The sequence below is a fragment of the Bradyrhizobium sp. BR 1433 genome, assembly GCF_051547665.1.
In the GTDB taxonomy this organism is placed as follows: Bacteria; Pseudomonadota; Alphaproteobacteria; order Rhizobiales; family Xanthobacteraceae; genus Bradyrhizobium; species Bradyrhizobium australafricanum.
The window spans coordinates 8377537-8403446 of record NZ_JBPUGG010000001.1; the positions used below are offsets into that span (position 1 = coordinate 8377537).

At 61.8% G+C, this 25910-nt stretch carries 22 protein-coding genes and 4 pseudogenes; 11 read left to right on the forward strand and 15 right to left on the reverse strand.

Annotation, left to right across the window (positions count from 1 at the left end):
* The first annotated feature begins 120 nt into the window (after positions 1 to 120).
* On the forward strand, positions 121 to 453 hold the full coding sequence (locus ACSKB9_RS40085; protein ID WP_438079781.1) for a DUF5658 family protein: 333 nt from the start codon (positions 121 to 123) through the stop codon (positions 451 to 453).
* A 69-nt stretch (positions 454 to 522) separates the two neighbouring features.
* Here the strand turns inward: ACSKB9_RS40085 and ACSKB9_RS40090 are convergent, their stop codons facing one another.
* Positions 523 to 1746 carry a glycosyltransferase family 87 protein gene (locus tag ACSKB9_RS40090; RefSeq protein ID WP_438079782.1) on the reverse strand — a complete coding sequence of 408 codons (1224 nt, stop codon included), beginning with the start codon at positions 1744 to 1746 and terminating at the stop codon, positions 523 to 525.
* Positions 1747 to 2377: 631 nt separating this feature from the next.
* On the opposite strand from ACSKB9_RS40090, the gene ACSKB9_RS40095 reads away from it, so the two are divergent.
* Positions 2378 to 2614: a transposase gene (locus tag ACSKB9_RS40095; RefSeq protein ID WP_438079783.1), complete on the forward strand. Its 237-nt coding sequence runs from the start codon at positions 2378 to 2380 to the stop codon at positions 2612 to 2614.
* A gap of 105 nt (positions 2615 to 2719) precedes the next feature.
* Here ACSKB9_RS40095 and ACSKB9_RS40100 read toward each other — a convergent pair whose 3' ends face one another.
* From ACSKB9_RS40100 to ACSKB9_RS40110, 3 genes and pseudogenes are all read right to left on the reverse strand, one after another.
* Entirely contained in the window at positions 2720 to 3208 is a 489-nt protein-coding gene (locus ACSKB9_RS40100; protein ID WP_438079784.1) for a DUF968 domain-containing protein, read from the reverse strand.
* Positions 3177 to 3875 (reverse strand): ERF family protein, encoded by a 699-nt coding sequence (locus ACSKB9_RS40105; protein ID WP_438079785.1) that lies wholly within the window; start codon positions 3873 to 3875, stop codon positions 3177 to 3179. Before ACSKB9_RS40105 ends, ACSKB9_RS40100 begins: the two co-directional genes overlap by 32 nt.
* A pseudogene (locus ACSKB9_RS40110) lies at positions 3862 to 4667 on the reverse strand (YqaJ viral recombinase family protein). The gene ACSKB9_RS40105 and the pseudogene ACSKB9_RS40110 overlap by 14 nt, the downstream one beginning before the upstream one ends.
* A 60-nt stretch (positions 4668 to 4727) precedes the next feature.
* On the opposite strand from ACSKB9_RS40110, the gene ACSKB9_RS40115 reads away from it, so the two are divergent.
* Positions 4728 to 4997 carry a helix-turn-helix domain-containing protein gene (locus ACSKB9_RS40115; protein ID WP_438079786.1) on the forward strand — a complete coding sequence of 90 codons (270 nt, stop codon included), beginning with the start codon at positions 4728 to 4730 and terminating at the stop codon, positions 4995 to 4997.
* 653 nt (positions 4998 to 5650) lie between these two features.
* Here ACSKB9_RS40115 and ACSKB9_RS40120 read toward each other — a convergent pair.
* Together ACSKB9_RS40120 and ACSKB9_RS40125 are read right to left on the reverse strand one after the other, a co-directional pair.
* Positions 5651 to 6118, reverse strand: coding sequence for a hypothetical protein (locus ACSKB9_RS40120; protein ID WP_438079787.1), 468 nt, complete (start codon positions 6116 to 6118; stop codon positions 5651 to 5653).
* Between the two features lie 231 nt (positions 6119 to 6349).
* Positions 6350 to 6661 (reverse strand): hypothetical protein, encoded by a 312-nt coding sequence (locus tag ACSKB9_RS40125; protein WP_438079788.1) that lies wholly within the window; start codon positions 6659 to 6661, stop codon positions 6350 to 6352.
* 113 nt (positions 6662 to 6774) lie between these two features.
* On the opposite strand from ACSKB9_RS40125, the gene ACSKB9_RS40130 reads away from it, so the two are divergent.
* Together ACSKB9_RS40130 and ACSKB9_RS40135 are read left to right on the forward strand one after the other, a co-directional pair.
* Positions 6775 to 6957 (forward strand): helix-turn-helix domain-containing protein, encoded by a 183-nt coding sequence (locus ACSKB9_RS40130; protein WP_438079789.1) that lies wholly within the window; start codon positions 6775 to 6777, stop codon positions 6955 to 6957.
* A gap of 743 nt (positions 6958 to 7700) precedes the next feature.
* Positions 7701 to 8093: a hypothetical protein gene (locus ACSKB9_RS40135; RefSeq protein ID WP_438079790.1), complete on the forward strand. Its 393-nt coding sequence runs from the start codon at positions 7701 to 7703 to the stop codon at positions 8091 to 8093.
* A gap of 244 nt (positions 8094 to 8337) precedes the next feature.
* Here ACSKB9_RS40135 and ACSKB9_RS40140 read toward each other — a convergent pair whose 3' ends face one another.
* Positions 8338 to 9468, reverse strand: a complete 1131-nt coding sequence (locus ACSKB9_RS40140; RefSeq protein WP_438079791.1) for a hypothetical protein — start codon at positions 9466 to 9468, stop codon at positions 8338 to 8340.
* Between the two features lie 219 nt (positions 9469 to 9687).
* On the reverse strand, positions 9688 to 9954 hold the full coding sequence (locus ACSKB9_RS40145; protein ID WP_438079792.1) for a hypothetical protein: 267 nt from the start codon (positions 9952 to 9954) through the stop codon (positions 9688 to 9690).
* 423 nt (positions 9955 to 10377) lie between these two features.
* Between ACSKB9_RS40145 and dinB the strand changes: the two genes are divergently transcribed.
* Positions 10378 to 11721, forward strand: a complete 1344-nt coding sequence (dinB, locus tag ACSKB9_RS40150) for a DNA polymerase IV (RefSeq protein ID WP_438079793.1) — start codon at positions 10378 to 10380, stop codon at positions 11719 to 11721.
* An 18-nt stretch (positions 11722 to 11739) separates the two neighbouring features.
* Positions 11740 to 11949 carry a hypothetical protein gene (locus tag ACSKB9_RS40155; protein WP_438079794.1) on the forward strand — a complete coding sequence of 70 codons (210 nt, stop codon included), beginning with the start codon at positions 11740 to 11742 and terminating at the stop codon, positions 11947 to 11949.
* Between the two features lie 81 nt (positions 11950 to 12030).
* Here ACSKB9_RS40155 and pyk read toward each other — a convergent pair.
* From pyk to ACSKB9_RS40185, 6 genes and pseudogenes are all read right to left on the reverse strand, one after another.
* Positions 12031 to 13444, reverse strand: a pseudogene (gene pyk, locus ACSKB9_RS40160) (pyruvate kinase).
* 3 nt (positions 13445 to 13447) lie between these two features.
* Positions 13448 to 14743 (reverse strand): glycerate kinase type-2 family protein, encoded by a 1296-nt coding sequence (locus ACSKB9_RS40165; RefSeq protein WP_438079795.1) that lies wholly within the window; start codon positions 14741 to 14743, stop codon positions 13448 to 13450.
* Between the two features lie 30 nt (positions 14744 to 14773).
* Positions 14774 to 16132 (reverse strand): oxalate/formate MFS antiporter, encoded by a 1359-nt coding sequence (gene oxlT, locus ACSKB9_RS40170; RefSeq protein WP_438079796.1) that lies wholly within the window; start codon positions 16130 to 16132, stop codon positions 14774 to 14776.
* Positions 16133 to 16197: 65 nt separating this feature from the next.
* Entirely contained in the window at positions 16198 to 16980 is a 783-nt protein-coding gene (locus ACSKB9_RS40175; RefSeq protein ID WP_438079797.1) for a fumarylacetoacetate hydrolase family protein, read from the reverse strand.
* Between the two features lie 5 nt (positions 16981 to 16985).
* Positions 16986 to 18005: a 2-dehydropantoate 2-reductase gene (locus ACSKB9_RS40180; RefSeq protein WP_438079798.1), complete on the reverse strand. Its 1020-nt coding sequence runs from the start codon at positions 18003 to 18005 to the stop codon at positions 16986 to 16988.
* 85 nt (positions 18006 to 18090) lie between these two features.
* Complete coding sequence (locus tag ACSKB9_RS40185) at positions 18091 to 18504, reverse strand: CBS domain-containing protein (protein ID WP_057017285.1); 414 nt, start codon at positions 18502 to 18504, stop codon at positions 18091 to 18093.
* A gap of 238 nt (positions 18505 to 18742) precedes the next feature.
* On the opposite strand from ACSKB9_RS40185, the pseudogene ACSKB9_RS40190 reads away from it, so the two are divergent.
* The 4 genes and pseudogenes from ACSKB9_RS40190 to ACSKB9_RS40205 all read left to right on the forward strand — a co-directional run bounded on the left by ACSKB9_RS40190 (position 18743) and on the right by ACSKB9_RS40205 (position 23397).
* Positions 18743 to 19592: pseudogene (locus ACSKB9_RS40190) on the forward strand (IclR family transcriptional regulator).
* A 181-nt stretch (positions 19593 to 19773) separates the two neighbouring features.
* Positions 19774 to 21563 (forward strand): annotated as a pseudogene (gcl, locus tag ACSKB9_RS40195) (glyoxylate carboligase).
* Positions 21564 to 21599: 36 nt separating this feature from the next.
* A complete protein-coding gene (gene hyi / locus ACSKB9_RS40200) occupies positions 21600 to 22385 on the forward strand; it encodes a hydroxypyruvate isomerase (protein WP_438079799.1) in 786 nt (261 codons plus the stop codon).
* 46 nt (positions 22386 to 22431) lie between these two features.
* Positions 22432 to 23397: a 2-hydroxy-3-oxopropionate reductase gene (locus ACSKB9_RS40205; RefSeq protein WP_438079800.1), complete on the forward strand. Its 966-nt coding sequence runs from the start codon at positions 22432 to 22434 to the stop codon at positions 23395 to 23397.
* A 142-nt stretch (positions 23398 to 23539) separates the two neighbouring features.
* On the opposite strand, the gene ACSKB9_RS40210 is transcribed toward ACSKB9_RS40205, so the two are convergent.
* The gene (locus ACSKB9_RS40210) at positions 23540 to 25900 is read right to left on the reverse strand and encodes a xanthine dehydrogenase family protein molybdopterin-binding subunit (RefSeq protein ID WP_438079801.1); all 2361 of its coding nucleotides are present in this window, start codon (positions 25898 to 25900) and stop codon (positions 23540 to 23542) included.
* Between the last annotated feature and the right edge of the window lie 10 nt (positions 25901 to 25910).

The window sequence follows — 25910 nt, forward strand, 5'->3', positions numbered from 1 at the left end:
TAGTGCCGGCCTCGGGTGAACGTCTCAAGGCTTGAGGGAATATAAAGATTCTTCTCGTAGACCCTCCTCATTGCATCGTTTTGATCCGTTTAACACTGCCGTCGCTCAGGATCCTTTGACATGACCAAGCCGGGCATTTTCAGCATCGAGGGCCTCAACAAGAGGAACTGTGCTAAGGCACTCTTGTTACTGTTCTGCTTGCTGCTGGGGTGCGCCGACCTCGTGACAACGAATGTGATCCTGGATCTCGGGATGGGCGAACTGAATCCATTCATGAGTTTGGCGCAGACCTGGCTCGGCGTCTGGTGGCTCATTCCCAAGCTCGGTTTGACGCTTCTCGTGACGTGGCTGCTTTGGCGCAGCAAGAACGTCTACAACGTGGCCCTTGTGGTGGCCTTCTGCTCCACGCCCGTACTGAACAACCTCGTCCTCATCGTCGCCGGCGCGAACTGAACCGGTCGCTTCGCCGATCGCCGCACAATTGGCGAGCTGGCTGGCCGGTGGCGCGAGGATCGGCGCCAATTAGAGTTGTGCCTTGATACAGCTGGGGGGCGCACTCGCGTGGTCTGGAGCCATTATCGTCTCTCTGACCAGAAACCATCCGAACAGAGCCGCGATAGGCGCACCATAGGGCAGTGACGTTCCGATGGAGAATCCATAGATGACCGGCAGATAGAAGACCATCGGAGCAAGGAACGTCAAGCTAATCACCGCTTTCGACCAGGCTGGAAAGCCGGTCTTCTGCCACTCGCGCAACATCCAGGCCAATGGGAGCGCCATGATGAGCATGTCGTAAAACAGCGAGAACGGAGTGATCAGAAGGCACGCAAGCGCGATGATCGAACGTTCGGCCGCGGCGCTAGTCTTCTGGCGCAACCTCCAGACAAGCGCGCCGATCACACCAAGTGAAGCAAGGCCATGGGTGAGGAAGGCTGTGCTGACGTCGGCTCCGAGCAATCGCATAGTTGCGAAGATGCTCTGCAGCCGCCAGAACCCGACATCACCGTTCTCGAGCGTCTGGCGCGCCGAGCGTGAGACGTCGAGGAAATTGAGCCACGTATCTAACCCAAACAGGAGGTACGACAGAACGACGAGCAAAACCGACGAGATCCCGCCCCACGCCAAGGTCCGCCAGCGGGCTGTCGCGATAAGCGCGATCGGCACGGCTAGCGCCAGATGTGGCTTGATCACCATCAGCCCAAGAACTGCGCCCGCCAAGCCGGGTCGCCGGTTCATGAGGCCGAGACCGCATCCGAGAATTGCCGTCGTCAGAAAGGCGTTCTGACCAGCCACGATGTTAAAATAGACCGGCGGATAAGCGAGGATCGCAATCAGGGTCCATGGTGACCGCAGGATGCGCCAGATACTTGCGACGAAAAGCGCCGACGTAGCGCCCAGAAATGCAAGGTAAGAAGCGAAATACGGTACAATTGCAAGAGGAATGCACAAGATCAGCATTGTCGGCGGATAGAAGAAGGCCTCGTATCCGTTTCGCAAATACTGTTGTTCGATAGCCTGATGTAGCTCAGGCACGTAGACCTCAGCGGTGTGGCCGGAGAGGATCTGAAGCGAAGCCGCCCAGAACGTCGTGAAATCGGCGCCGAATAGGTTGCCGCCCTCGTCGTAACCGCCGCCGCGGTAGTAGATCAGAATATGTCTTGCAAAGATGACGACCAATGCAATTGCGATGCCACTTCCGTACAACCCGGCTCGCCGACCGGAGAGCCAGGACATGTCACGAAACATCGATTGATCCCTTAATGACTTCCCAAAAGGGAGGCTTGCGATACTAGCGCGGCGGCTAGCAATGCAGCTTCGACAAGCTCCGCGATAAACTCGAGACCTTTGACTTTCGAGAACGCTCGAATCAGTCTCAATGTCCCTATGGCCTCGAGCTCCTCGCTGATGACAAGGTTCGGTCTCCGCATCGAACCGCGCCAATGCTTGTTTCGATGAGTTCAATCTCTTCGCCGACGGTCTCGCTCACGACCGATGATTTGAAAACCAGGGACGCTATATACTCGAACGTAATCCAACAATTGTTGGCGATGGTATTTAAGATTGTTCAGCTCTTCGCGATCCTTCAGCGAAACGTAACCGGCAATTGCTTTCATCAAACGGTGCTCTGGACAAAAAAATCAACTAACTGCAATTCCTTCAATAAACCGGCCAATCGTCTTCCTGACAAGCCCCAATCTGAATGCCCGCCCGTAGCATTAAATGCTCGGAGCCCCGTAAAAACCCGGCTTGCATCCCACCGGCGGGCAGGGTCGTCTAAGTCTCTCAGACGAGGTCTCGATCCATGCCCCTTAGGTGACTGAACCTCCTCCGAATGAGTGGACACCTGTAGTAAGCTCTAAGAGCCCGGAGGTGTCGGATGCAAGAGCGTCAACGTCGGTCGTTTACTGAGGAGTACAAGCGGCAGGCCGCTGAGCTGGTGGTATCAAGCGGCTGGTCGATCACGGCGGTCGGCAAGGAACTCGGTTTGCGCGACTCGGTATTGCGGCGCTGGGTGGAGAAACTCCGGCAGGAGCCGGCATCGGCCACACGGCGCCCGACGACGCAGGCGGCGCCCACGGACCAGGCTTCGGAGATCACCCGCCGTAGCGCGTGACTGGTCAAGACATTCACTGGGAAGCAGCAGGGAACGGCGCCAACACCTCAAAACTCGACCGGCAACGTTGTTGGGGTCAGATCTTGCGGGTTTGGAATGGCCCGTTCATCGTGTTGTAGCGTCCGACCTCAGGCGTGAGGGAGGGGCCGCGCTGACGACGGCGGCGGTGAGCGGACTGTGGATCGAACTTGTCGCCCACAAGTCTTGCGCCACTTGCAATGGCTCGATCTTCAGGTTCGCCCACCAGGCCCTTTCATTACCCTGCCGATGCAGCTCGTGGTGATGGGCGCGGCACAATGGCACGGTGTACTCGTCGCTGACCTTGCGGCCGAGAGCCTTGGGTTGAGCGAACTTCAAATGGTGGGCATCGCACGGGCTCTGCCGGCAAACGAGACAAGACTGGTCGCGGACAAACAGCAAGTGGGCTTTACTGCGCTTGCGCACGGGTTCTTTGGGAAATGCAAGCTCAGCCGGCGCATCGCTTGGGGTGTCCTGGACGGAAGCAGCCGGCTTCAAGCTATCGCTTATGTCAGGAAGCGCCTTCGATAGGGCTGCCAACTTCTCAAGGTAGGCAGACTCGAAGGGTGCGTGCATCTGCCACTAGGAGGGTGTTCTTTCTGGGTAGTCCGGCTTGAGCCCAGGCGAGGAGGTCGTTCTCACTCGTTAAGCAACCGAGTTCCGCCAGCATCTGCTCCATTAGCTGGACCGATTGATCCAAGCTGAGTATCGGAGGCCGCTGCGTAGCGCTTTTGTTTCCTTTGACGTCGGGCCGATTGCCGGCTCGAAACTCGAGGGGCGGAGGGGGCGCTGTGGCATCCGGCGCATCCAAGTCGTCCTCGCCCGCGATGCCGACAAGGGCGAAGAGAGCGTATCGCCGGGCATATGTGAGGGCGGTTCCCATCCGGTGTGGAGCATTGATTTCACTGACAGCACACACCGGCCACTCCGAAGACATCCATTCTCCGGAGGAATGCGCGAGGAGCGTCGTCAAACGAACCAGGCCCGTCGCTTGGTCGATACCTGTCGTTTGCACCGTCGCAATCTCATGGCTCCCTAAGCACTTACGCACCAAGTCCAATCCGCTTGCCAACGAGGCGTACCGGAAGCTACGAGCCTCTTCTCGCGGAAAGACTGCAGGGATCTGAGCAGTAAGTGCCTTCTCGGGATTGGAAAGCTCCAGCTGAGCCTTGGCCAATGCACTGGCAATTGCGCCGATGGTTTCGCTAGACTGTTGCACGGTTGTCCCCTCAGTCCATAACATGAAAGCTGATTGAACCAGATTTTGAGCGTGTGGCCCTTAGTCCATGACCGCTCGCCTCCTTGGCATCTTCTGGGATCAACTTCTTCAGCTCGGACTTTGCGGCATCGTGCTCAAGATAGGCTGAGCGCGTCCGATGAAGATGCTGGCAAACTCCGCCCAAGCATTGGAGGTGCTCATGTCGACCGTTCGGACCGCTTCAATCCGAGGTCGGGGCGGCTCAATGCCGAATAGCCGAGGGGCTTCGCCGTTCTCGACGCAGCGCCAGAATTTCTTTTCTGCCGTTAGCAGCAAGTGTTGGTACAGGGGATCGGCGGGAATGGTCATCTCGACCCATTTTCCGCCGCCGGTTATGATCGATAGTGCCGAAGTTCGTGACGCCGTGACCCACATGTTGTGCTGCAATTGCGCCATGTGCTTTTCCGCCGCGCTCTCTTCCGAGAACGACCATGGGAGCATGAACTTCGCTTCGAATACCGCGCCGGTGTCCTTCACCATGCCGTCGAGAGTTGCCGCCATCCAGTGCTTGACCGGATGAAATGCCCGCCGCTGAACGTCAGTTACGACGTAACCGGTATTCTTCTCGTACCAGTGTCGGTTAAGCTGCTCGGTTGCGGTGCCGAGTTGTACGATCAAGTTGGCTGACAAATCCGCCGGCTCGGCTTCGCCCCGCTTCTCGCGCCAGAGACGAAGCAGACCGGCTTCATCATCGCCCATGATAACGCGTGCGTCAGATCCACCAATGAAATTGCGGCGGCCAGTTGTAGCGTCCGACTTGGCAAACACTCTCGACATTGCGACTTTCCTTAATAGATTCAACTCTTTATGATGCTAAAAGTATCAATGGTTGCTCCAATGTCAATACTAAAAGTATCAATTCGGCAGATAAAAGCTGCGCGGGCCCTCCTCAATTGGTCTCAAGAGCAATTGGCGATAGCCGCGGGAATTTCGATTCCGACGATCAAACGTTTGGAAGCGCAGGATGGACCGCTCGGCGGCCGTGAGGAGACTGCGACCAAAATCTTGAATTCGATGCGAGCAGCTGGCGTGGAGTTCATCGACGAGAACGGCGGAGGACCAGGCGTGCGCCTTCGAAAGCCAAAGCCCGAGGAGCGGGAAGTCTAGACTTTGGGGTACGTGGCTGTCGGCGCGGAGCAGGGGTGTCCTGTCAACCCTGCCGAAATAGTTAGCTTCCTGATGTTTATTTCGGAAAGCTACTGTCTCGGCCCGGGCGGATCCGATGCAAAGAGGCTAGGGCCCTCGTTGCTAACCCGGGAAGGAAAACGAGCCACAGGCCATGCAAGGCGTCCGGTGCAAAGGCGCGACTGGTCCAATGGTGGTGCGTCTCGATACCGCCTGAGCGTGGCCCTTCTAAGCTTGGCGGGCGAGCGCGTCGGCCAATCAGACCGGCGATATCGTCGTGATGGATAATCTCGAAGCACGCAAGCGGCCGAGGTCGGCATCGCAATCGACGCGGCGGACGCCCGGCTCCTGGTGCTCAAGACAGCACTCCAAGCATGCTCGGAGCACGCGAGGCACGTGCGCCCGCATCGCCATCCATAATGAACGGATGTACTGACGAATCAACACTCACGTCACAGGAAAGTGCCATGGCACAACTAACAAATGTCGATAGCGACAGCGCTCGGAATGCAGCGCACCTCCGTTGAAGCCAGCGCGTGCTATTGTGTCAGTTGTCGCCGACCGAACAGATTAGCTGAACCATTGTTTCAGCATGCTCGGTCAACAGCATCGGATTTCGCTCGAGGAAAGGACGTTCAGCGGTCGGTATTGAAAGCCTCTCGGCTAATCCGCTTGGTCGGAAGATTTCCGTTTCTTTGTGCGATGAGCTCGATTGTATATTCATGTTCATCGTCGAACTGAAAAACGCGGTCAGCCTTCCGAGCTTCGGTCGATGAGCCGAACAATTCGTTCTCACTGCACCACGTTCGACCAGTGGCGTATCTCAACGTGAATTTTCCGCGGGGTACCTTCGTTTCGAATGTCGATCCACCGTGGAGATAAAGCGCGAGGATCGGTCTGCCGCTCGTCACATCATTGATCTTCACAAAGTAGTTGGATCCGCTTGCTGTCTTAAGGATCAAAGGGGCGACGTCCGGGTAGGCGGCATACCGCGCGTAAAGCCCCTCATAGGGTTGCGCATGACCGGCGCAAGCGTCCTTGGAGCTCGGTGAGGGCGCCGCAGTTGTGGCGCTCATCACGCTTGAGAGCTTGACCGGCAGCATCGTCGGTTGCCAGATCAGAACTAGCGCGGCGCCAGCGACGACAATCATCGGATACCGGAATCTGTACAGGCGTCGAGCGATCGTCGTCAGGTGCGGCTCTGGAAGTGCCGCACCGCAGTTCCCGCACCAAGGTAGCCGCTTAACAGAATAAGCGGGCACCCTATTCTTCGTGCCGCAAGATCGGCAACCAACGAGCTGGTCATTCGTTGGAGCCACGATGCGCTTGTATTCTTAGAAGCAATCCGTGGCGCTATCGCCGCCACCTAAATCAATCGTTGTGCAGTGGAGTCCGTGAGAGGCGCGATTGTTACCACTAGTTGGTGCCTCCACCGGAACACCAAACTGCGAGAAATCTGGGAGCTTGCGCCGCGCTTGTTCCTCTTCGTTCTGCTCTTTGGATAGAGCCCTCTGGCGGGCGATGTCCTCGATTGTCCATTGCAGCAATTGGTCAACTGCGGCGGACGGACTTGGCTGTGCTTTAACAGGGAAGGACATCGCGAGAGCGATCAGGCCAACTGCAGCGAAGACAGAGTTCAAGATCATCAAAGTCCCTCGTGGCATGGCCGTCCAATTTGCCTGTCATCGCCCGGACGTTCTAAACGAATGTAACTTAAAAGCGGTAGTAAGGGCCGCTTCGGGACGTTTTGGCGAGAAACATGCGCCGGCTTCGCGCTGCTCAGGGGCTCAGTCAGGAGACGTTGGCACACGAGTGCGGCATCAACCGCACCTACCTCAGTGGTGTTGAGCGATCCGAGCGAAACGTCTCGATCGACAATATTGCTCGGATTGCTCGTGGTCTTAAAGTCAAAGCCCACATGCTGCTCGACGACAGCGCTTAGGGCATACAGCTGGAGCAAGGAGGGCCACGGGCCACGGCGGATTTTGCTCCAGGCGGGCTGTGTCCAGCGGGGAGTACAGCCCTGGGCAATAGCTTCCGACATCTCGCAGTTGATCGAAACCGATTTTCGGTTAGGTCCTGTGGTTGCAGGCGAGTTTGGGATTAAGTATGCCGCGACGGCATCTGCGAATTGCAAATTGCTGTGGATAGGTCCGTCCTTGCCACTGGCGCATCGAATCTCGAGTGTCTTACGGATTTGGGTCTCTTCGCGCTCCATTCTCGTCCTGCGTTCCTTCGCTTCCGAAAATTGAATTGCAGTGGGCACCCGATGTTCTTATGTCGACCGAGGATACTGAGCATGTTGCCCGAAAGGAACAATAAGAGGAGCGTGCCGGCGAGGCGCTTGCGCAAGTCAAATGCGCTCAAGCACGGGGCTTACTCTTCCGTCGAGCTGTTACCGTGGGAGGATCCCGACGCATTCGAGAGGCTTCGCCGCGAGATCTGGCAGGAGTGGAGTCCGGAGGGGCCATCCGAAATTGATTGCGTGGAAACGATCCTTCTTTGCCAATGGCGCAAGTTGCGCGTCCGCGCAATACGGAAGTTCGAGACAGCCCTTGCTCTCGACCGGGTGGAGAATCGAGTGTTCCAGGAAAGGCCGCCGCAAATGCTCCTGGAGAATGAGCTCGAGGTCATAAAATATTCTCTCGCAGAGAAGCACAGTCCTCCCGCGACGATTACGAGCGCTTGCTCCACTTCAGTTCGAACCTCCACCGCGAGTTTGATGTGGTGCTTTTGAGGCTGGGAGTATCCTTTCTGCCAACCGAATTCCGCGACCATCTCGATGCGAACGTCCGTGAAGACAGCTTCGATAAAACAGAACACTGGATTGTCGCTTTGAAAAAGGAGATCGACAACGTTCTGCTGCCGCTAATCCGTGAGCGCCGCCCCGATCCTAAGGGATACCTTCCGGCGGCCGCTGAGTTTCTCGCTGCTGAGAAGATCATGGAGGACCTTGCGATCGAGGAGCGCGTGGATGGTCTCATCGATCGTGCAACGCGTCGCTTGTTTTGGCTGAAGGCGCAGAAAAAGCTCGATCGCGAAGCGAAGGCGAAGGTCGTTAACAGCAAAGTCAAGTGAAGCGATCTATTCCCGGATGGAGCAGCGCATAGCTGCTTACGGCCTTAGGTAGAAACCAGTTTTGATTGGAAAATTGTAATTTGATCGCCTGCAACAAATGCGAGTATTTTGGCGAAACGAAGCTCGCAAGCGACTGATATGGTTACTATACTCGCCGTCCGGCGTATTGCGTCCGCTGATCGTGTGTTCAACCATTGGTTTCGGCAGAAATGGGCACCGGGCTGCCGTCGCTTGGCGCGTTCTGCTAGTTCGGCATCAGCACGGCATCGATGCGGCGGCTGTTTCGTGTGCTGATGACGATGGCGCCGTTGCGGGTCGCAAATCTCGCGCCGACAAGGCGCGGCAGCTTCTCCGTCAGCGATGAAGGCAGCGGAATCATTCCGCCGGTGATGGGATCGCCGACGTTGATCGGCGCGACAGCTGCGCCGGCCGAGGGCGCTGCCTTGATGTACTCCCTGATCAACTGAATCTCTTCACGCGAGAGGCTGAGCGCGGCCTGTTCGGCTGCGCCGTCAGGCAGCTTCTTTTCCGCCTCGGCCTTGTTTTGCGCATCTTCCTGCTGGGCGGCATCGCGTTTTGCGACTTCGACCTGTTCGAGTCTGGCGAGGCGTTCCCGCAGCGGCGCGATCTCCCGCCGCAACGCGGCAATGTCCGACTTCAGCGAGGAGAGCTGACCAAGTGCGATCGCGGCGGCAACGCAAGCGACGACCGAGATCAGGCTGATGCACGCCACCGCCAGTCCGGTCAATCCGCCTCGACGATCGGCACGACGATCCCTGACGTCCTCCGCGGATCGCCGTTGCCGCGCGGCGGCGAATTTCGGCTTGATCGTGCCGAGCAAGCTGACCAGATCGGACAGCCGCGAAGCCACCATGCGGTTCGCCCCTTGAAAGGAGCCGAATGCAGGCGCATGGACGATCGGAGAGTCCGTTGAGGGGATGTCGGGAGCAGTAGCCGAATGGCCCGCGCCGGATGGCTGGCGGTCGTCGTGGTCCTCGCGCGTCATGCCGGGGAGCTCGAGATCAACGTCGTCGGGGCGGTCGATCGCAGTATCCGCAACGTAATGGCGCGTGTCGGCCACAGCGGCGTCCAATCGCTCCGTTTCCTGTTGATCGGGTCCTTGTTCGATGCGGGCGGCTTCAAGCGAGCGCCACAGCGAGAGCCCCGAATCGGTGATCTGCAGGCCCGCGTCGTTGATCGATGCCCATCCCGATTGGAAGACGTCGGCGTCGCCAAGCTCGGACGGCCGCTTCGACTGCGTGGCTTCATCGCCGGCCGCGATCATGCGCTTGACCTCGCGGCTGACCTCGTCGATCGCGATCCGCTGCCCGGGCCTTGCGGCCAGCACACTCAAGATCGCCAGATTGAACTTCATGCGGCGCCTCGCGATGCCCCATCAACCGGCCGTGCCGCCGTTCCGCTCCCGTGCAGGCGATGTGCGAGATCAATCATGTCGGCGCGGACGTCGGTCAGTCAGGGAGTCAGGCAAGTGTACCGGCTCGCCAAGGGGCAAACAATCCGGCACCAGACCTACGACAGATGGATAAGTCGGCCCGCAAACGAGACGCGTCGGCATCGCGTTCGCTGCAGTGCCTCAGAGAAACTCGCGAAGCCTGGAGAGCTCGATCACGTGCTCGGGCGACAGCACGTCGGGGACGAGGGGAGGCTGCGACTTGGTCCGGATCTCATAAAGATGTCGCGTCTTCTCGGGCTTGCCCATGAAATCCCGAATGCATTGGTCGAGCGTTCCGTCGACGATCACATAGGGCGCGCGATCCTCTCGCCTGGAGTTGTTGAGGGAAGGCCATTTGTAAAGATGGGCCGCAGCTTGGAAGTCCACCTGATGGGATTGGTCGGTCATTGCAAAATATCTACCCGAAAAGGCCCTGCGCGGCAAAGTCAGCCGGCTGATGAGTGAGCCGGTGCGGCAATACGCGCAGGCTGCGTGCGGTCGTGCATCGCAGAAGCCGCCGTCATGCATCTCGAACGATCCACCGACGTGCCTCGCGTTTGATGCTTCGCAGCAACTCCCGCTTCGATCTTCCACGGCCGAGATCGGGGGCGATGGGGCGAAGCCGGCTGAAGGGAGCGCCGGCAGATCCCCTCGCGCGGCAAGCGCGCAGCGTGGCAACGCGCGCTGGCGACCTGGCGTCGTTCGCGGCGCCAGTGACCGCGATGACGTGCTGGATTGACTCGATTTCAGAATGTTCCTATTTTGTTCTATCGGCAATTTCCACGTCCGGGGACGCGCGGCTTCGGTCGGGTCAGGGATGAACGGGTCGAGATGGCAGCCGCAGCCACCATCCTTCATGCGGACCTGGATGCATTCTACGCATCGGTCGAGCAGCTGCTCGAGCCGTCGCTGCGCAGCAAGCCGATCGCCGTCGGGGGCGGCGTTGTGCTGGCGGCGTCCTACGAGGCCAAGGCCTTCGGCGTGCATGGCGGCATGTCGGGGCGGGAAGCGCGCCAACTGTGCCCGCAACTTGTTTTCGTCGGCGGCCATTTCAGCGATTACCAGCGGCTGGGTGACGCGGCCATCAAGGTGATCGGCGACTTCACGCCGCTGGTCGAGCGAATTTCGATCGACGAGGCCTTTGCGGATGTTGCCGGTTGCACTCACCTGTTCGGAACGCCTGCCGAAATAGCCGCGTCGATCCGGTGGCGCGTGCGCAGCGAGCTCGGCCTTCCGATCTCGGTCGGCGTCGCCCGCACCAAGCATCTGGCGAAGATCGCCTCGCAGGTCGCAAAGCCCGACGGACTTGTCGTCGTCGATCCCGACGCCGAGCTGAGCTTCCTTCACGAATTGCCGGTTGAGTTGATGTGGGGGGTAGGGCCGGTCACCAGGACCCGGTTGGACGCGATCGGCGTCGCGACGATCGGTCAGCTCGCCAAATTGTCGGAACGGTCGCTGACGCACTTACTCGGTCCGGCAGCGGGCGAGAAACTCGCCGCGCTGGCCTGGAATCGCGATCCGCGACAGCTCAAGCCACACCGGCGCGCGCGATCGGCGGGAGCACAATCTGCACTTGGCCGAAAGCCTGCGATCGAGCAAGTCATTCGGCCCACGCTGCTTCATCTCGCCGACCGCGTCGCCACGCGGCTTCGGGCGAAGTCGCGGCCTGGACGAACCGTGACGGTGCGCGTCCGCTTCGCCGACCTGAAGTCGGTGACGCGCTCGGTGACGCTCGATGCGCCGGTGTGCACGACCATCGTCCTGGCCCGGCTCGCCGAGAATCTGGTGCGTGCGGCTCTTGCCGACCATCCCGGCGAGAAGATCATCTCGCTGCTGGCGATCTCGGTGTCGCATCTCGAGGAGCATTGGGATCTTGCATTGGAGCTTCCACTCGGACTGGAGGACGAAGCGCTTCGGCCCGGAAGTCCGACAGGGATGGCCCGATGGGCGGCGGACCGTGCGATCGACAGGATCCGCGATCGCTTTGGCTGGGAGGCGATCGGATATGGTTCAGCGGCGCTGGAGGCGATTCATTCGGTGCCCGACGCGTTTCGCAAGCTTGCCGAGAGAGAGCTCAAGCGTTCGCCGGTTCACGTATCTGTCACTGCATTAAGAAAAGGCAATTTGGAATCGCGCGCTTGTGAGTGGCGACCCCGTACGGTCGGCCTATTTTGAGCCTGCGGAGGGACAGCCATGAAGCACAGCGCCGAACTGGTCCAGACGATGCGCGATGCGTTGGATGCGGTCATGGCAAGCGTACCGGCGGATCAATCCGTGTTCGGTCTCAAGGCCGCTGTTGCGGAATGCATCCTGCGAGCCGCAGCTCACGGCCAGACCTCGTTCGACGGGCTCGTGACGTCGGCATCCGATCAGCTTCAGTCGATCATCTCGATGCTGACCTAGGCGATCGGGAGGCGCGCGACCGTCGCGTTCACCTTGCCGCGCGGTGCGCTGATGATGCAATCGCTCGGGCCGACGGTTCTCTCAGGGCAGCGATACGACCCGTAGATTGTTGGTTGTTCCCGCTTGTCCAAAGGGAATGCCGGCGACAACGACCAGCAGATCGCGGCTCGATGCAAACTGCTCTGCATGCGCGAATGCAGTTGCACGCTCGACCATCTCCTCATAGCTCTGAACGTCGCCGGAAAGCACGCTGTGAGCGCCCCAAAGCAGGCACAGGCGGCGGGACACTTCGCGGCTTGGGGTGATGGCGAGGATCGGGCGGCTCGGCCGCTTGCGCGCGACGCGTGCGGCCGTGGTGCCGCTCGACGTATAGGCCACAATGGCTGCGGCGTGAACGACGGAGGCGAGATCGGCCGCTGCCGTGGCCACGGCATGCGGTGGCGTTTGCTCTTCGCCGGGCTGGGTCGCCTCGACGATCGAGCGGTACATCTTGTGTTGTTCGGTGCTGCGGATGATGCGGTCCATCATCTCGACCGCCTCGCGCGGATATCGGCCTGTCGCGGACTCCGCCGACAGCATCACTGCGTCTGCGCCGTCATAGATGGCGGTCGCAACGTCGGAGACTTCCGCACGCGTCGGCGTCGGGGCTGCGACCATCGAGTCCAGCATTTGCGTGGCGACGATCACTGGCTTCACCGCGAGACGGCAGGCCCGCACCAGCTCCTTGGCGCCCCGGCACGTCCTCATGCGGGATTTCGACGCCGAGATCTCCCCGCGCAACCATGATAGCGTCGCACAGCTGGATGATATCGTCGATCCGTTCGAGCGCTGCCGGCTTCTCGATCTTGGCCATCAGACCGGCGCGGTCCCCAACGAGGCCTCTCGCTTCGATGATATCCGAGGGCTTCTGCACGAACGACAGCGCAACCCAATCCACGCCAAGTTTCAGGCCGAACTCCAGATCGAGGCGATCCTTCGCGGTCAGCGGTGAAAGATCAAGGACCGTCCCCGGCAGATTGACGCCCTTGTGATTCGAGATCGTGCCACCGACGATCACCTCGGCTTCGATGAAATCGTCACCGAGCCCGGTAACGCGAACGCGGACCCTGCCGTCGTCGATCAGAAGGTCATGGCCGGGGGCAACGGCGGCAAAGATCTCCCGATGCGGGAGGGGAATTGCGGTTCGGTCGCCTTCCGATCCGGACAAGACGAACCGAATGGTCTCTCCGGCCATTGCGGCGATCTTTCCATCGCGCAAGGTGCCGACGCGGATCTTCGGGCCCTGGAGGTCCATCAGGATGCCGATCGGCCGGCCGACGTCCTGTTCCAGCTTTCGGATCGCCGCGTGAATGCGTGCGTGATCGCTCTGTGTTCCATGACTGAAGTTCAGGCGGAACGTATCGACGCCCGCCAGCAGCAGTGCCTCGAGCATCTCGGGGGAACTGCTTGCTGGACCAACGGTTGCAACGATCTTGGCTCGTCGATGACGACGCATGGATCACCTCGTCGGTGGCTGGCCGGCTGCGATCAGCACGGCACGGATATCATTGACGTTCGTAAGCGTCGGCCCGGTGCGCACGAGGTCTCCAAGGCGGTCGAAGAACGTATAGCTGTCATGGGCAGCCAGATGCGCCCGTGCGTCAAGCAGATTCGCGGCGGCGCGCCGCAGCGTATCCGGACCGATCAAAGCGCCAGCCGCATCTTCCGTTCCATCAATTCCATCGCTGTCGCCCGCAACGGCCCAGATATCGGGTGCGCCGGACAGGGCGACGGCAAGCCCCAGCAGGAATTCGGTGTTGCGGCCGCCGTGTCCCGCCGGCCCGCGCCCGATCGTCACCGTCGTCTCGCCTCCGGACAGCAGCACCGCGGGGGCAGGGCCCGGCTGCGCATGTCTCGCGACCGACCGGGCGATGCCGGCCATCACGGTTCCGAGTTCCCGTGCCTCGCCCTCGATCGCGTCTCCAAGGATGATCGGCGTCAGGCCTTCGTCCCGGGCGGCGTTGGCCGCAGCGTCAAGCGCATGGAATGGAGCGGCAAGGATGCGGACATCAGCATCGATCTCGCCGGGCTTGGGTGTCTCGTCCGCTTGTTCGAGCACAAGCCGCGCCGCTTCCGGCAGGTCGATTGCAAAGCGGCCAACGATCTCCAGCGCAGCGGCTTTCGTGCTGCTGTCCGGCAGCGAGGGACCGGAGGCAATCGCCGCGGGATCGTCGCCGGGAATGTCTGAGATCACAAGGGTCATGACGCGGGCGGGACGGGCGGCCAGCGCCAGCCGACCGCCCTTGATCGCGGACAGATGTTTGCGGACGACGTTCATCTCGGCAATCGTCGCGCCGCTTGCAAGGAGTGCCCGGTTGACCGCCTGCTTGTCGGCGAGAGTCATCGGAGATGCCGGCAGGGTCATCAGCGCCGAGCCACCGCCGGACATCAGGGCGATGACGAGATCGTCTGCAGAAAGCCCCTCGACGGCGCGCAGCATGCGAAGGGCCGCGGTCCTGCTCGTGTCATCCGGCACGGGGTGAGACGCTTCGAGCACTTCGATACGGCCGGCTGGAACCGAATGGCCGTGGCGCGTGACGACGACGCCGGAAAGCGCGACGTCAGGCCATGCCGCGTCGAGGCCCGCAGCCATTGCCGCCGACGCCTTACCCGCGCCGACGACGATGCATCTGCCCCTCGGCTTTGCCGGCAGGGCGTTGGCAATCGTGATCCTCGGATCGGCGCTCGCGATGGCGGCGTCGAAGATTCGCCGCAGGGCGGTCCGAGCCCGCACATCCGTCCATCTGTCGTTCAATCGCTTGCGCTCCGGCCGATAGGTCTCTTGTTATGGCGCCTTCTCGAGACGGTCGTAAGACACGGGTGCCTCAAGTCGACCGCCTTCACCGGGAAAGACCTTTGCGCGAGCGATTGCGGCACTTGCCGTCGCTTCACTGCCGAGAATGAACGCGCGCCGCATCGGCTTGATCAGGAACAACGCGGTGAGGGCAGCGGTCGCATTGAGTGCAACCGCGACGATGAACACGGCCTGCCAGCCGAGCTGGGAAGAGATGATGCTCGCGAGCGGCACGAGCAGCGCCGCCGTGCCCTTCGCCGTGTAGAGCATGCCGTTGTTGGTGGTTGCATATTTGGCGCCGAACGTGTCGCCCGATGTCGCGGGAAACAGGCTGTAGATTTCGCCGAAGACGCCGAAATAGATCGCCGTGGCCAGCACGAAGACAACCGGAATGTGACCGTAGGTGGACAGCGTCAGCAACATCAGCGCCGCTGTCGCGAACGCGATGAACATCGTGTGCTCGCGCCCGATATTGTCGGAGACCCAGCCAAAGAGCGGACGGCCGAAACCGTCGAAGACGCGATCGAGCGAGATGGCGAACGTCAGCGCCGCCATCTGGAAGCCCGCCAGGGTGACCGGCGTGTCCGCGATCTTGAAGTCATGCGCGATCGGCCCGATTTGCGCGGCGGTCATCAAGCCGCCGGAAGCCACCATGACGAACACCAGGTACATGACCCAGAAGACCGGGGTGCGCAACACCTGGGGCGGGGTGTAGTCGATCGCGCTCTGCGGCAGATTGAGACGCTTTTTCCTGGGTGCTTCGACGCCATGTGGTGGCCGGACGAACCAGGCCAGCAGGATGACGATGAGGCCTTGTCCGATCCCGAAGGTCAGGAAGGTGCTCTGGTAGCCGCTGGCGGCAATCATGTTGGCAATCGGTACGACCGTGAGGGCCGCACCAGCGCCAAACCCGGCGGCGGTTGCTCCTGCGGCCAGGCCGCGCCGGTCCGGAAACCATTTCAGGGCATTGCCGACGCAAGTGCCGTAGACGGCGCCGGCACCGATGCCCGCGACGACAGCTGCCGCATAAAGCGTGACGAGAGAGGAGGCGTATGAGTTCATGATCCAGGCCAACCCGATCATCAGCCCGCCGAACATGATGACGATGCGGGGGCCGTATTTGTCCACGAACCAGGCCTCCACCGGCACAAGCCATGTCTCCGTCATCACGAAAATCGTGAAGGCGAGCTGGATGGCTGGACGGCCCCAGTGAAACTTCGCGTCGATCGGATCAACGAACAGCGTCCAGCCATATTGCAGGTTGGCGATCATCGCCATGCAGACAATTCCGATCGCCAGTTGCAGCCAGCGGAAGCCGCCGGGCGATGATGCCGGATTGGTGGAGATCATGTACGCTCCTAAGGCGGATAATCGTCGTTTGGGCCGATTGCGTCGGGTTATCGTCCCGCCGAAGCCTACTGACGGAATTCGTTGGTCAACTCGCCGATTCCGTCGATCGCGACGGTGACCGTGTTGACGGGCTCCTTCATCACCCCGACGCCAATCGATGTTCCGCAGCAGATCAGGTCGCCCGGCAACAGCGTCATGTCGTGCGAGATCTTGCTGACCAGCGTCTGTGCGCTGAAGATCATGTCCGCGATCGGGTAGTTCTGGCGCTCGACGCCGTTCAGGATCGTGCGCACTACGAGGCGTGCGGGGTCGAGGCCTGACGCAATCACGGGGCCGAACGGGCCGTATCCATCGAAGCCCTTGGCCCGCGCCCATTGCGGGAAGGTCGGGTCGCGATTGAGGATGTCCGCGGCGGTGACGTCGTTGGTGCAGGTGTAGCCGAAGATGAAGGCGTCGGCCTGCTCGGGCGCGACCGCCGTGCAGCTCTTGCCGATGACGATGCCCAGTTCACCTTCGTAGGTCGTCTTGCCATCATAGCCCAAGGGACGCCTGATGACGGCACCAGGCGCGGTGACGCTGGTCGGCGCCTTCAACAGGTACAGCGGTTCGGCAGGCTCAGGTGATTTCAGCTTCTCCGCAAGCGCGTGAAAATTGTTCCAGAGCGCGATGACCTTGCTCGGTTGCGTCGGGGCGAGCAGCTCGACGTTGTCCAGCGCCAGCGTTTGTCCAGTCGTTCGCATGTCGCCGAACATGTCCCCTTCGTGCACGGAGATGCCGGACGGGGTGAGTTGCCCGAAGCCGATTTCGGCATGGTGGCGGAAGCGGACCCAGCGCGTAACATTGGCCATCGGGATCACGCCACCGCCAGCGTTTCTGCTGCTGCGGCGCCGGCCGCCCCATCATAGAGGCCGGCCAGCCTGGTGCGCTGCGCGACCAGGGCCAGCACCGCATCGAGGGCGGGCGTCGCGATATCAGTCATCCGGCCCATCTCCTGCACCACGGTGATCAACGGATCGATCTCGACCGGACGTCCGCGCTCGAGATCCTGCAGCATCGAGGTCTTGTGCGCGCCGACCTTGCGCGCACCTTCGATGCGGCGTTCGACATCGACCCGAAACTTGACGCCGAGGCTTTCCGCGATCGCCTGGGCCTCCAGCATGATCGCCCGAGACAGCGCGCGCGTGCCGGGATTGCTGCAGATCACGTCGAGGGTCGCGTGGGTGAGGGCGCTGATCGGGTTGAAACAGACGTTGCCCCACAGCTTGAGCCAGATCTCGTCGCGGATGCGGTCGAGGACCGGCGCTTTCATGCCCGCGGCCACGAACAGCTCGGCGAGTTTCTGGACGTCGGATGTGATCTCGCCGGAGGGCTCGCCCAGCGGAAAGTTGTTGCCGTAGACATGGCGGATCATGCCGGGCGCCTCGATTTCGGTGGCGGGGTACACCACGCAGCCGATTGCGCGTTCGGGGCCCAGCTCGTTCCACTGCCGACCGCCGGGATCGATGCTCTCGAGCGTCGATCCTTCGTGCCGTCCGCCGTGCTTGTGGAAATACCAATAGGGAATGCCGTTGACGGCGGTGACGATGCGGGTCCGATCGCCGAGCAGCGGCCGCATCGGCTCGATGACGCCGGTGATCGAATGCGCCTTGAGGCAAATGATGACGTAATCCTGCTCGCCGAGTTCGGCGGGGTTATCTGTGCAGCGAGGATGCACGACGCGCTCCTCGTCGCCAATCAGGAGTTTCAGGCCGTTCTGCCGCATTGCGGCGAGATGCGCACCCCGCGCGACCAGGCTGACATCGGCACCAGCACGCATAAATTCGACACCGAGATAGCCGCCGATCGCGCCGGCGCCGTAGATGCAGATTCTCATTCGATCCTCGCAAGCAGAGTGGGGACACAGCAGGAGCCGCAGCGGCTCGAACCGAGTAGCGTGGCAATGGCCTTGGGCAAGTCTGTCAGGCCGCGCAGGCGGCTTCCTCGAAAGCAAGGGTGATGTCCCGCATGCTCACGACGCCGACGAGCCGGCCGTTGTCGATGACGGGGACATGGCGGATTCCATGACGGGCCATGAGGCGCTCGACATCCGTGAGCGCATCTTGCGAATTGCAGGACAGCAGCGGCCGCGGCGAGATGAATTGCGCGACTTTCATCGCAAGACCATTAGTGCCGCGCTCGGCGATCACAGCGACGACGTCGCGCTCGCTGAACATCCCGATCACGGCGGCGTCCTTGCTGCGCGAGGCGTTCCTGACCACGAGGGCGCCGACATTGCTCGCGTACATCAGGTTCGCCGCAATGCTCACGGTTTCGTTCGAGCCGATCGTCACCACGTGCGCATTGTTGGCGCGAAGGATGTCCCCGACGTACATGGCATCGTCCTCCCGGTTGCTTGATTTGGTCGTTGTGAAGCGATCGTGGTATACATTATCCCAGAAGTCAAACAAAAGAATTGAGCCATTTGCCAAGAAGAATGGCAAGAATACTGACCTATTCGCGAGTATTGTCGTCTTGACTCCATGGCCTTTTGGTATGCCATATGCCAATTCTGAAGCTCGCTCTCGACGAGCAATTTCGTTCTGAACCGAAACCGGTTAGGGGCAGGTCGTGATGAAAAGAGAGCCGATCCGGCGCAAGCCGTCCGATCCCGATCTTCGCGCGCAGCCGGAGCCGGACGCGCGCGACGGCGGTGTTCAGTCCGTTGATCGCGCCATGCAAATCCTGGAGACACTTGCAGAGGACGACGAAGGCTATCGGCTGACCGATCTGGCGATCCGCACCGGCCTGTCGCCCTCGACCGTACATCGGCTGCTGACCACGCTCGAGAACCGCAGGTTCGTTCAATTCGACCGCGAGGAGTTCAAGTGGCACATCGGCGCGCAAAGCTTCGTGGTCGGCTCGACCTTTGTGCGCCGGCGGAATTTTGCCGCGCAGGCACTGCCTTATCTGCGCAAGCTGCGCGACCAGACCCGGGAAACGGCCAATCTTGCCGTGGTCGACGATGAATTCGATCATCGTCGTGTCCCGCATTGAAAGCCGTGAGATCATGCGCTCGCTGACCAAGGTCGGCGGACGCGTCGCGATGATCGCCTCGGGAGTGGGCAAGGCGGTGCTGGCTACCTATTCCGATGCAGACGTCAACGCGATCATTCGCCGTCAGGGCATGCCGCGGCTGACGGAAAAGTCGATCGTGCGGCCCGGCGAGCTGTTCAAGGAATTGGAGAACGTGCGGCGTCAGGGTTATGCGGTGGATGATGAAGAGGCGCGCCTCGGCCTGCGTTGCGTGGCCGCGGTCGTCTTCAACGATTGCAACGAGCCATATGCCGCAATCTCCGTATCCGGCATGGCGGACAGGCTGACGAACGAACGCTTGCCCGAGATCGGTACAATCGTGCACCGGATCGCAGCCGAACTTACGGCCGAACTTCGCGGGAACCGCACGCAGCAAGCGCAGGCGTAAGGCGGGCTGCAATTCCGTCCGCAACAATTTCCATTTCTACGCTGACGCTAATCGTTTGAAGACGCGCAAGAAATCGCGCGCGTTGCCACAGCGCGGAAATTCCAATCGATTGCGTTGAGATCGATGGTCGCGGGCCTGATGATCCTGCTCAGGCCAACTCATAGCGAAGCGGGATCATCACATGAAGATGCGAGCAGTCGATGCAGCAGTGCGCATTCTCCAACGCGAAGGGATCACGTGCGCATTCGGCGTTCCCGGCGCAGCGATCAATCCGCTTTACTCTGCACTGAAGCGCAACGGCTCGATCCAGCAGTATCCTGGCGCGGCACGTCGAAGGCGCCTCGCATATGGCGGAAGGCTATACCAGGGCGAAGGCGGGCAATATCGGCGTCTGCATCGGCACATCGGGTCCGGCCGGCACCGACATGATCACCGGCCTCTATTCGGCGATCGCTGATTCCATTCCGATCCTCTGCATCACCGGTCAGGCGCCGCGGGCGCGGCTCTACAAGGAGGATTTCCAGGCCGTCGACATCGAGTTCGATCGCAAAACCAGTGACGAAATGGGCCGTCACCGTGCGCGAGCCGGCGCTGGTGCCGCGCGTGTTCAGCCAGGCTTTCCATGTCATGCGGTCAGGGCGGCCGGGGCCGGTGCTGATCGATCTTCCGCTCGATGTGCAACTGGCCGAGATCGAGTTCGACGACGAGACCTATTCACCGCTGCCGGTCTACAAGCCGACGGCGACGCGCAAGCAGATCGAGAAGGCGCTCGAGATGCTGAACGCCGCGGAGCGGCCGCTGATCGTGGCCGGAGGCGGCGTGATCAACGCCGATGCATCCGAGCTGCTGGTCGCCTTCGCCGAAGCGGTCAACGTTCCTGTCGTTCCGACGCTGATGGCCTGGGGCGCTATTCCTGACGATCATGCGCTGATGGCAGGCATGGTCGGCTTGCAGACCAGCCATCGCTACGCCAACGCCACGATGCTCGAATCCGACTTTGTGCTCGGCATCGGAAATCGCTGGGCCAACCGGCATACCGGCTCGATCGAGACCTACACGAAGGGCCGCAAATTCGTGCATGTCGACATCGAGCCGACGCAGATCGGGCGGGTCTTCAATCCGGACCTCGGTATCGTCTCCGACGCCAAGGCCGCGCTGGAAATGTTCGTGAGCGTCGCCAGGGAGTGGCGGAAGTCCGGGAGGCTGCGCGATCGGCAGGCCTGGCCCGCCGCCTGTCGCGACCGCAAGCGTTCGATGCTGCGCAAGAGCCACTTCGAAAACATCCCGATCAAGCCCCAGCGCGTCTACGAGGAAATGAACAAGGCCTTTGGCCGCGACACCTGCTACGTGACCGTAATCGGATTGTCGCAGATCGCCGGCGCCCAGTTCCTCAATGTCTACAATCCGCGCAACTGGATCAACGCCGGGCAGGCCGGTCCCCTCGGCTGGACCTTGCCGGCCGCGCTTGGCGTGCGTGCCGCCGATCCCGACCGCGACATTGTCGCGCTGTCGGGCGATTACGACTTCCAGTTCCTGATCGAGGAGCTCGCCGTCGGGGCGCAGTTCAATCTGCCCTACATCCACGTCGTCGTGAACAATTCGTATCTCGGGCTGATCCGGCAGGCCCAACGCGGCTTCGACATGGACTATCACGTCCAGCTTTCGTTCGAGAACATCAACGCGCCCGAGATCGGCGTTTACGGCGTCGACCATGTTGCCGTTGCGGAAGGGTTGGGCTGCAAGGCGATCCGGGTTACCGATCCGAACGACGCGCAGGCAGCATTCGCGACCGCACGCGAGCTGATGGCGAAGCACCGCGTGCCCGTGGTGGTGGAGTTCATTCTCGAGCGGGTCACCAATATCGCCATGGGGACGGAGATCGACAACATCGTCGAGTTCGAAGAGGTGCTCGATCTTCCGCTCGATGACGTGCCGAGCGCATCACGATCCGGCACGCTGTTGCCGGCCTGACCACATCTTTCAGCGCTTCAAGCGGAGATACGACCCGTGCCTCAATTTGCCGCCAACCTCACCATGCTCTTCAACGAGCTGCCATTCCTTGATCGGTTCGCGGCCGCCAAGGCGGCCGGCTTCAGCGCAGTCGAGTATCTTTTTCCTTATGACTTCGAAAAGGGCGCGTTGCGCGAGGAATTGGCGCGCTGTGGGCTGACCCAGGTGCTGCATAATCTTCCGGCCGGCAACTGGGCCGCCGGCGAGCGGGGCATTGCGATTCTGCGCAATCGGGTCGATGAATTTCGCGACGGCGTGGTGCGCGCGATCGACTACGCAAAGGCGCTGGATTGCCGGCAGCTGAACTGCCTGGTCGGCATCGCTCCAGCCGATACGGATAGGGCAGACCTGCAGGAAGTCCTCGTGTCCAACCTGCGCTTCGCTGCCGGCGCGCTCGGCCAGCACGGCATCAAGCTCCTGGTCGAACCGATCAACACGCTCGATATTCCCGGCTTCTTCCTGAGCCGTACGGAACAGGCGGTGCAGCTCATTTCCGAAGTGGGATCATCCAATCTGTTCATCCAGTACGATATCTATCACATGCAGATCATGGAAGGTGATATCGCGCGGACCCTGCAGAAGCATCTCGGCCGGATCGCGCATGTCCAGCTCGCCGACAATCCGGGGCGTTATGAGCCGGGGACCGGCGAAATCAACTACTCCTATCTGTTCAAGCATCTCGACAGCATCGGGTATCGGGGCTGGATCGGGTGCGAATACAAGCCGCGGACGACCACGCTCGAGAGCCTCGGCTGGCACGCTGCGCAGACTTTCGTGACCTAGAGCTTGTTCCGTTCCGATTGAATCGGAACGGAGCTTTGGAATTTTTTTGACGCGTTTTCTTCACGCGAGCCGAGAGTCGCTCGCCGGAAAAACGCCTTCATCCGGCCGACAGGGAGCAACGACAATGAAAGACATCGGATTCATCGGACTTGGCACCATGGGACGTCCGATGGCCGGCCACCTCCTGGCTGCCGGCTATCGCCTGTTCCTGCACGACGTCGTACCTGTTGCGCCCGAGTTGATTGCGGCCGGCGGCATCGCTTGCGAGTCCGCCAAGCAGGTGGCGCAGGAAGCGGACGCCGTGATCATCATGGTACCGGACACTCCGCACGTCGAAGCCGTGCTGTTCGGTCAAGGCGGCGTCGCGGAGGGCATCTCCAAAGGCATGATCGTGACGGATATGAGCTCGATCTCTCCGCTGGCAACGAAGGAGTTCGCGCGCTGGATCGATGCGCTCGGGGCCGACTATCTCGACGCACCGGTCTCCGGCGGCGAAGTTGGCGCAAAGGCGGCCAGCCTGACCATCATGGTTGGCGGGCGGGAGCGGGCGTTCAATGCGATGAAGCCCCTGTTTGAAACGATGGGGAAGAATGTCACGCATGTCGGCGGCAACGGCGACGGCCAGACCACCAAGGTTGCGAACCAGATCATCGTGGCGCTGACCATCGAGGCGGTGAGCGAGGCGTTGCTGTTCGCCTCCAAGGCCGGGGCCGACCCCGCATTGGTGCGCCAGGCGTTGATGGGCGGCTTCGCGTCGTCCCGGATCCTCGAAGTGCACGGCGATCGCATGCTGAAGCGCAATTTTGATCCGGGCTTCCGCATTGAGCTGCATCAGAAGGACCTCAACCTCGCGCTGGAAGGGGCGCGCGCGCTTGGCTTGTCGCTGCCAGGCACTGCCGCAGCCCAGCAGCTGTTCAACGCCTGTACCGCCCTCGGCGGCAAAAGCTGGGACCATTCCGGCATTCTGAGAGCGCTGGAGGTCATGGCGGGCCACGAGGTCGCGGCTGCCTGAGCGCCGCGGAGGGGAATGGACGAAAATATCGTGGGCCTGGTCGGTGCGGGGACGGTAGCGCCTACCTGCCACGGATCAGGCGCCTGGCGCCCAAGTCGGTCGCTCAGCGTTCGGATTGTTTGCTGGGCATTCTCTGATGTCCCTAGGGCCACTGGTGAGGACGAACAAGGTTGTCCACCCACACCTCGGCAATGTGAGACAGTGCCAGACCCGGCTTGCGCTCGAGCAGAAGCTCGAGCACGCGCGGCGGCGTTAGGGGTAATTCCTGCACCCGCTTTCCTGTCGCGTTGGCAACGGCGCAGGCGACGGTGGCGCCGACATTGAGGATCGGCACCTCGCCGGCGCCCTTGGTGCCGAGCGGCCCCACCGACGCCGCACCCTCATAGAGGCTGATCTCCACCGGTACGACGTCGAGCGCAAGCGGTACGCGGTAGGTCTCGAAGCCGCTTTGACTGACACGGCCATTGCTGCCGATCGTCACCTCCTCGTGCAGGGCGTAGCCCAGGCCCTGCACGACGCCACCCTGGATCTGGCCGTGGATTGCGCGCGGATTCAGCGCACGGCCGACGTCCTGGACCACGCGATAGCTTAGCACCTCGACATGTCCGGTCTCCGGATCGACAGCGACCTCGCAATCGTGGACGGCGAAGACGGGGATGTCGATCGCGTCGATGAAATGACCGGCAACGCAACCGGGCATCGCCGGCACGCCGGCGCCGGTGAAGGCGCCGGTGCCGGCGACCGGTCCGCCCAGCGCTTGAGCGCGGGTCGCGACCTCCGCGACGGTGCGGCCGGAGCCCGGCGCACCCGCGATCTCGATCCGACCATCGCGCATGACGAGATCGCCGGGCGCGGCTTCGATCATCTCGGAGGCGATCCTCAAAAGCTTCGTGCGCACCTCCTGTGCCGCCGACAGGCTGGCGGCGCCGAGCGAGACGGTGGTGCGGCCGCCACCGACGCCGACATCATAACCGGCCGCATCGGTATCGGCGGCGCGGAGGATCACTTGCTCGGGCGCGATGCCGAGCGTGCTGGCAACGATCTGCGGCAGGCTCTGCATCATCGAGCCGGATCCGATCTCGACACCCGACGTGACCAGGGTCGCCGTGCCGTCGGCATTCATGTTCACCGTCGCGGCCGATGGGCCGACGAAGACGAACCAGGTGCCGACGGTGGTCGCGCGTCCAAGGAGCTTGCCGTCGGTGCGCGCCGGCAGCGGCGCTGCCGCGTCGCGCAACGTATCCATCCGGTCGAGCATCGGGCCGAGCACATCGCCTTCGAATACCTGGCCGGTGGCGCCGAGATCCTTGTCGCCGAGCACGTTGCGGCGCCGGAAAGCAAGCGGATTCATTCCGATCCGCGCTGCGATCTCGTCGGTGTGCCGCTCGAGCGCGAAGGTGTTGTAGACGCCATTGCAGCAGCGGAACGCGCCGTTCGGCGCCGTGTTGGTATAGACCGCGCGCGAGACCATGCGCACGCTGCCAAGCCTGTAGTTTCCGCCGAGCGTGTGTGCGGTCATGGTGGTCAGGAAGATCTGTTCGCCGCCATAGGCGCCGCAGTCCATCAGCACGACCGCCTCGCGGCCCACGATTTCTCCGTCGCGCGTCACCGCCGAGCGGATGCGAATATCGGCGTTCTCGCGGAACAGGCAGGTCAGCATCTCGTCCTCGCGGGAATTGACGAGGCGAACCGGCCGGCCGCTGGCGCGGGCGAGGAGGGCGGCGAAGGGCTCAACCGCCAGATCGAATTTGAGACCGAAGCCGCCGCCGACCGGCGGCACAGTGACGCGCACCTGCGACGCCGGCACGCCCAACACGCGCGCGGTTGCATTGCGGACGCTCCAGGGAACCTGCGTCGACGTCTCGATATGGAAGCGGCCGTCCTCGTAGCTTGCGACGACCGCACGCGGTTCGAAGGCCACGTGGTTCTGCCGGCCGACGCGATAGAGACTTTCGATGATCTCGACGTCAGGCCGCGCAAAGGCAGCGTCGACGTCGCCGCGAACGACGGTCGCCTCCCAGGCGACATTGCCCGCACGCGCGCCGCCTTCGACCAGGACCTCATAGCTGCGCCAGTCCGGATGAACCAGCCGCGCATCTGGTGCCAGCGCCTCCGCCATGGTCAATACTGCGGGGAGTTGCTCGATCTCCACGTCGATCGCCGCGAGCGCTGCCTGCGCCTGCGCCAATGTAACGGCTGCGACCGCAGCAAGCGGCTCGCCGTCGTAGCGAATGACATCGCGGGCGAACAGCGGGTGATCGGCGATGCCGATGCCGATCATGCCAGGCGCGTCCGCTGCCGTCACGATCGCACGCACCCCCGGCATGCGGGCAGCCCTCGACGTGTCGAGACGAATGATCCGCCCCGAGGGCACGCCGGCGCGCAGCACCGCGGCGTGCAGCATGCCCGGCAGATATCGATCGATGGTGTAGCGCGTGCGGCCACGCAGCTTGTCGGCGGCGTCCCGCCGGCGCAGATCCATCGTCGCGGAAACGTCGGACATGCTTGCGCCT

Excerpts from the sequence above, each read along its gene's own strand:
- oxlT (WP_438079796.1), bottom strand. The coding sequence starts at position 16,132 with ATGATCTCCACCAATCCGGCATCATCGCCCGGCGGCTTCCGCTGGCTG.
- ACSKB9_RS40095 (WP_438079783.1), top strand. The coding sequence starts at position 2,378 with ATGCAAGAGCGTCAACGTCGGTCGTTTACTGAGGAGTACAAGCGGCAG.
- ACSKB9_RS40090 (WP_438079782.1), bottom strand. The coding sequence starts at position 1,746 with ATGTTTCGTGACATGTCCTGGCTCTCCGGTCGGCGAGCCGGGTTGTAC.
- ACSKB9_RS40185 (WP_057017285.1), bottom strand. The coding sequence starts at position 18,504 with ATGTACGTCGGGGACATCCTTCGCGCCAACAATGCGCACGTGGTGACG.
- ACSKB9_RS40125 (WP_438079788.1), bottom strand. The coding sequence starts at position 6,661 with ATGATCTTGAACTCTGTCTTCGCTGCAGTTGGCCTGATCGCTCTCGCG.
- ACSKB9_RS40100 (WP_438079784.1), bottom strand. The coding sequence starts at position 3,208 with ATGCACGCACCCTTCGAGTCTGCCTACCTTGAGAAGTTGGCAGCCCTA.
- ACSKB9_RS40085 (WP_438079781.1), top strand. The coding sequence starts at position 121 with ATGACCAAGCCGGGCATTTTCAGCATCGAGGGCCTCAACAAGAGGAAC.
- ACSKB9_RS40180 (WP_438079798.1), bottom strand. The coding sequence starts at position 18,005 with ATGAGAATCTGCATCTACGGCGCCGGCGCGATCGGCGGCTATCTCGGT.
- ACSKB9_RS40145 (WP_438079792.1), bottom strand. The coding sequence starts at position 9,954 with ATGACCGACCAATCCCATCAGGTGGACTTCCAAGCTGCGGCCCATCTT.
- ACSKB9_RS40105 (WP_438079785.1), bottom strand. The coding sequence starts at position 3,875 with ATGTTATGGACTGAGGGGACAACCGTGCAACAGTCTAGCGAAACCATC.
- dinB (WP_438079793.1), top strand. The coding sequence starts at position 10,378 with ATGGCAGCCGCAGCCACCATCCTTCATGCGGACCTGGATGCATTCTAC.
- ACSKB9_RS40140 (WP_438079791.1), bottom strand. The coding sequence starts at position 9,468 with ATGAAGTTCAATCTGGCGATCTTGAGTGTGCTGGCCGCAAGGCCCGGG.
- ACSKB9_RS40175 (WP_438079797.1), bottom strand. The coding sequence starts at position 16,980 with ATGGCCAATGTTACGCGCTGGGTCCGCTTCCGCCACCATGCCGAAATC.
- ACSKB9_RS40130 (WP_438079789.1), top strand. The coding sequence starts at position 6,775 with ATGCGCCGGCTTCGCGCTGCTCAGGGGCTCAGTCAGGAGACGTTGGCA.
- ACSKB9_RS40120 (WP_438079787.1), bottom strand. The coding sequence starts at position 6,118 with ATGCTGCCGGTCAAGCTCTCAAGCGTGATGAGCGCCACAACTGCGGCG.
- ACSKB9_RS40210 (WP_438079801.1), bottom strand. The coding sequence starts at position 25,900 with ATGTCCGACGTTTCCGCGACGATGGATCTGCGCCGGCGGGACGCCGCC.
- ACSKB9_RS40115 (WP_438079786.1), top strand. The coding sequence starts at position 4,728 with ATGTCAATACTAAAAGTATCAATTCGGCAGATAAAAGCTGCGCGGGCC.
- ACSKB9_RS40155 (WP_438079794.1), top strand. The coding sequence starts at position 11,740 with ATGAAGCACAGCGCCGAACTGGTCCAGACGATGCGCGATGCGTTGGAT.